Origin of the sequence: Devosia sp. (genome assembly GCF_034675085.1) — a bacterium.
In the GTDB taxonomy this organism is placed as follows: Bacteria; Pseudomonadota; Alphaproteobacteria; order Rhizobiales; family Devosiaceae; genus Devosia.
This window is the reverse complement of record NZ_JAUCDN010000252.1, coordinates 1-4,800: the sequence shown is the minus strand read 5'-3', so window position 1 is coordinate 4,800 and position 4,800 is coordinate 1. Positions and strand designations below refer to the sequence as shown.

The following is a 4,800-nucleotide window of genomic DNA, read 5'->3' as shown; positions in this document are numbered from 1 at the left end:
ATGTAGCAAAGGTCTCTCACAACCTCAAGCGGTTAAATCAACAATCGTGCGCAGGGTTGTGGAGAGAATTGCGGAGGCAAAGGAAATCCGTGCCGAGCTGCCCTCTCGACCTGGAGCCCAGGAAAGACAGGCACATGGATTCCGGCCTGCGCCGGAACGACGCCGAGGCGTGAATCGCTTCTCAGCCGCGCTTGAACACCTTTTCCGAGATCAGCACGCGCAGATGGCCTTCCTCGACGCTGACTTCGCCATGGGCGACCAGCGTATTGTTGGCATCGATGTTGAGCGGATCGTTTTCCGAGGCATCCAGCTCGATCACCGCGCCGCGCCCCATGCGCAGCAAATGGTGGATCGGCATCACCGTGGCGCCGAGCTCGACGGTGATATCCACTTCAATATTGTCCAATGTGCCCATAGATAGATACGAAACCCGTTCGGGCGCGCCATGCCGCCGCTGAATCTGCCAGCGGTCAGTTTCGGGCAAGTTTGGTTATGAAAATGTTAACGCAAGACGCACGCCCCTGCCAAATCAGTCGCAAACTGGCACGCCCGGATGGAAAACCGGCCGAGTGGATCGTTTCTAATGAGCCGGTGCCCTACCCCGAGGCGCTGGAGGCGATGCGGACGCGCGCATCGGCCATCGCGACGGGAGAAGCCGCGGAGGCGATCTGGCTGCTCGAACACCCCCCGCTCTATACCGCCGGCACATCGGCCAGCGCCGGCGATCTGCTGACGGCACGCTTCCCGGTCTACGAAGCGGGGCGCGGCGGGCAATATACCTATCACGGCCCCGGCCAGCGCGTGGCCTATGTCATGCTCGACCTGAACCAGCGCGGCCGCGACATCAGATGCCTGGTGCAGGGGCTGGAAGGCTGGATCATCGAGACGCTGGCCGCGCATAATATCACCGGCGAGCGCCGCGAAGGGCGCGTCGGAGTATGGGTCGCCCGGCCGGACAAGGGCGCGCAGCGCGAGGACAAGATCGCCGCCATCGGCGTGCGCGTGTCCAAATGGGTGAGTTTTCACGGCATTTCGCTCAATATCGCGCCCGATCTGACCCATTATGATGGCATCGTGCCCTGCGGCATTACAGACCAGGGGGTGACCAGCTTCGAGGATCTGGGGCATCTGGTCTCCATGGCGGAAGTGGACAGCGTGCTGCGCGCCGCCTTCGAGGCCCGTTTCGGGCCCACGCGCATCGCCGACGAACACGGTCTTGTCAGGCGGGACTGACACGGCCAAGTTGCTGAACAATCGAGTCGCGCTTCGGAGGACGAGATGACGCTGGACGATTTGAAACGCCTCTTCACCCGCCAGACCCTGTTCCGGCTCGACGCCATCCTCTCGCCGCGCCTAGTGCCCATTCTCTATGCGCTGGGACTGGCGGCGATCGGGCTCTGGGCCATCAGCCATCTGTTCTGGAGCTTCGGCACCGGCTTCGGCAATGGGCTGTGGGGCCTGCTGGTCATCGCCGTCTTCGGGCTTCTGGGGCTGGTCGGCCTGCGTATTCTGTGCGAGGCGCTGCTGGTGTGGTTCAAGGCGCATGAGCAGAGCGGGGAAACCGTCAACCGCTCGCGCTATTCGGCTTCGCTGCTCGACGAGGTGCGCGACGCCATCCGGGACCTCGCCGAAGAAGGGGAAGACCCCGACTATGCCGAGGCGGACGAATATATCACCCCCGCCACCGAGCCGCCGCCCTTCGTGCCGCCGGCCGTGCCCACGCCGGCAGAGACCACCGACAAGCCGGCAACTCCCAAGGCCCCGCGCCGCACCGCCAAGCGCACGCCGCCAACCAATCTGAGCTGACCCGTACGGGCGACCGGCGAAATCGGAAGCCCTGCCCCGCATGGGGCGGGAGGCGGTCACATTGCGTAACCGGGCGTTTTTCTATATGACGCGCGCAATCCTTCCCTTTTCGGAATTCACGCTCTCATGAGCCAAGCGCCAAAAATTGGCCTCGTCAGCCTCGGCTGCCCCAAGGCCCTCGTCGATAGCGAACGCATCATGTCGACGCTGCGTTCGCAGGGCTATGCCTTCAGCCGCGACTATGAGGGCGCCGACATCGTCCTGGTCAACACCTGCGGCTTTCTCGACAGCGCCAAGCAGGAATCGCTGGAGGCCATCGGCGAAGCGCTCAATGAAAACGGCCGCGTCATCGTCACCGGCTGCCTGGGCGTGGAAGAGAGCCTGATCCGCGAGACCCACCCCAATGTGCTGGCCATCACCGGCCCGCACCAATATGAATCGGTGGTGTCGGCCGTGCACGAACACCTGCCGCCCGTGCCCAACAAATTCGTCGACCTGGTGCCCGAAGCCGGGCTGCGCCTGACGCCGCGCCATTACGCCTATCTCAAGATTTCCGAAGGCTGCAACAATCGCTGCTCCTTCTGCATCATCCCCCAGATCAGGGGCGACCTGGCCTCGCGCCCCGCCGGCGGCATCCTGGCGGAAGCGGAAGGGCTGGTCCGCTCCGGCGTCAAGGAATTGCTGGTCATCAGCCAAGACACCAGCGCCTATGGGCTCGACATCAAATATGCCGAGAGCAATTATCGCGGCCGCCCGGTCAAGGCGAAATTCTACGATCTCGCCAAGGAACTGGGCCAGTTCGGCGCCTGGGTGCGCCTGCACTATGTCTACCCCTACCCCCATGTCGACGCGGTGATGGAACTGATGGCCGAAGGGCTGGTGCTGCCCTATCTCGACATTCCCTTCCAGCACGCCTCCCCGAAAATCCTCAAGGCCATGCGCCGTCCGGCGCATCAGGAAAAGACGCTGAATCGAATTCTCGACTGGCGCCGCCAAGTCCCTGATCTGACAGTGCGTTCCAACTTCATCGTCGGCTTCCCCGGCGAGACCGAGGAAGATTTCGAGATGATGCTCGACTTCATCGAGGAAGCCGAGATCGACCGCGCCGGCTGCTTCAAATATGAGCCGGTGACCGGCGCTCCTGCCAATGAACTGGACGGCATCGTGCCCGACGAGGTGGCGCAGGAGCGCTGGGAACAGCTCATGGAAGTGGCCCAGAACGTCTCCGCCGGGCAATTGGCCAAGAAGGTGGGCCGCACCATCCAGGTGCTGGTCGACGACGTGCAGCCCGAGACCAACCGGGCCATCGCCCGCTCCAAATGGGACGCCCCGGAAATCGACGGCCAGGTCATCATCGATAACGCCACCAATATCAAGGTCGGCGACATGGTCGAGGTGCGGGTGACCGAGAGCGACGAATACGACCTCTTTGCCGAGCCGGTGACGCCGCTCAACTGAGCGGCGCCTGCCGAAAACCGATTCATCGCCAACCGCTTGGCCGGTTTTCCTGACTCGATCCGGGAAACAAAATCCCTCCCGGGGCCGGCGCGGCGCAACGGCGTTGTCGCGCTTCCGCCCGGCGGTAAATTAGTCATCCGAAACACCGTTTTGCCGCTGGACGACGCGCCGAACGCCATAGCATCAAGCTGCCAACGTCACGCCATCGTTGGGAAAACAGCGCCAGATGAACAAGATTTTCGCCTCCGCTTTCGCCGCACTCCTTCTGGGCGCGGGCCCGGCTCTCGCCCAGCCGACAGACATCCTCAATGCCTCCTATGACATCGCCCGCGAGCTGTTCGAGGCCGAAAATGCCGCCTATGCCGCCGGTGGCGCCACGGTGACGGTCAACCAGTCCCATGCCGGCACCTCCACCCAGGCGCGCGCCATTCTCGAAGGCCTGGCCGCCGACGTGGTGACCTTCAACCAGGTGACCGACATCGAAAAGCTGGTGGAAGGCGGCTTCGTCTCCGCCGAATGGCAGAGCGAATTCCCCAACCAGGCCTCGCCCTTCTATTCCCTGCCCGCCTTCCTCGTGCGCGCCGGCAACCCCAAGGCCATCGCCGGCTGGGCCGATCTCGCCCGCGAGGACGTGAAGGTGATCTTCCCCAACCCCAAGACCTCGGGCAATGCGCGCTACACCTATCTGGCCGCCCGCGCCTGGGCCGATGAGGAATTCGGCGGCGACCAGGCCAAGGTGGAAGAATACCTGACCAAGGTGTTCAACAACGTGCCGGTGTTCGAGACCGGCGGGCGCGGCGCCACCACCGCCTTTGCCGAGCGCGGGCTGGGCGACGTGCTGGTGACCTTCGAGGCCGAGGTGCTGAGCGCCGTCGAGCTGCTGGGCGCCGACAAATACCAGGCCGTGGTGCCGGCGGTGAGCCTCCTGGCCGAATTCCCCGTCGCCATCGTCGACAAGGTGGTCGATGCCCGCGGCAGCCGCGACCTGGCCAGGGACTATCTCGACTTCCTCTATTCGCCCGCCGGCCAGCGCGTCGCCGCCGAGCGCAACCACCGCGTCAGCGATCCGACCCTGGCCGCCGAATTCGCCGGCCGCTTCCCCGATGTGCGGCTGGTCAACGTCGATGACGCCTTTGGCGGCTGGGCCAAGGTGACGGCAGAGCATTTCGCCGATGGCGGCCTGCTCGACAAGGTTTTCCTCAACCAGTAGGCGGCTTCGCAACCGGCAATCAGTCATCACCGGGCCCGCCCGGTGATGATGCTTTAAGAGGCGTGGGGGACAAGGAATGGCGCGCAAACCCGGCAGGCACCTGCTGCCCGGATTCGGGCTGACGCTGGGCGTGTCGCTGCTCTATCTCAGCCTCATCATCGTCTTGCCACTGCTGGCCATGCTGCTCAAGGTGGGCGGCATGGGATGGGCGGAATTCTGGCGCATCGCCAGCTCCAACCGGGCTTTAGCGGCTTACCGCATCACTTTCGGTTCCGCCTTCATCGCCACCATTTTCAACGGGCTTTTCGGGCTGCTGCTGGCCTGGG

5 protein-coding genes and 1 pseudogene are annotated in these 4,800 nt (G+C 64.0%); 5 read left to right on the top strand and 1 reads right to left on the bottom strand.

Annotated elements, in window-relative coordinates; genetic code table 11:
* Positions 1–181: 181 nt before the first annotated feature.
* Positions 182–391, bottom strand: coding sequence for a FliM/FliN family flagellar motor switch protein (locus tag VDP82_RS13965; protein ID WP_416347121.1), 210 nt, complete (start codon positions 389–391; stop codon positions 182–184).
* 107 nt (positions 392–498) lie between these two features.
* On the opposite strand from VDP82_RS13965, the gene lipB reads away from it, so the two are divergent.
* From lipB to VDP82_RS13940, 5 genes and pseudogenes are all read left to right on the top strand, one after another.
* Positions 499–1,233, top strand: a complete 735-nt coding sequence (gene lipB / locus VDP82_RS13960) for a lipoyl(octanoyl) transferase LipB (RefSeq protein ID WP_323015456.1) — start codon at positions 499–501, stop codon at positions 1,231–1,233.
* 45 nt (positions 1,234–1,278) lie between these two features.
* The gene (locus VDP82_RS13955) at positions 1,279–1,806 is read left to right on the top strand and encodes a DUF4282 domain-containing protein (RefSeq protein ID WP_323015455.1); all 528 of its coding nucleotides are present in this window, start codon (positions 1,279–1,281) and stop codon (positions 1,804–1,806) included.
* Positions 1,807–1,932: 126 nt separating this feature from the next.
* The gene (rimO, locus tag VDP82_RS13950) at positions 1,933–3,264 is read left to right on the top strand and encodes a 30S ribosomal protein S12 methylthiotransferase RimO (protein WP_323015454.1); all 1,332 of its coding nucleotides are present in this window, start codon (positions 1,933–1,935) and stop codon (positions 3,262–3,264) included.
* Positions 3,265–3,490: 226 nt separating this feature from the next.
* On the top strand, positions 3,491–4,474 hold the full coding sequence (gene cysP, locus VDP82_RS13945) for a thiosulfate ABC transporter substrate-binding protein CysP (RefSeq protein ID WP_323015453.1): 984 nt from the start codon (positions 3,491–3,493) through the stop codon (positions 4,472–4,474).
* Positions 4,475–4,550: 76 nt separating this feature from the next.
* Positions 4,551–4,800 (top strand): annotated as a pseudogene (locus VDP82_RS13940) (molybdate ABC transporter permease subunit); the annotation flags it as partial.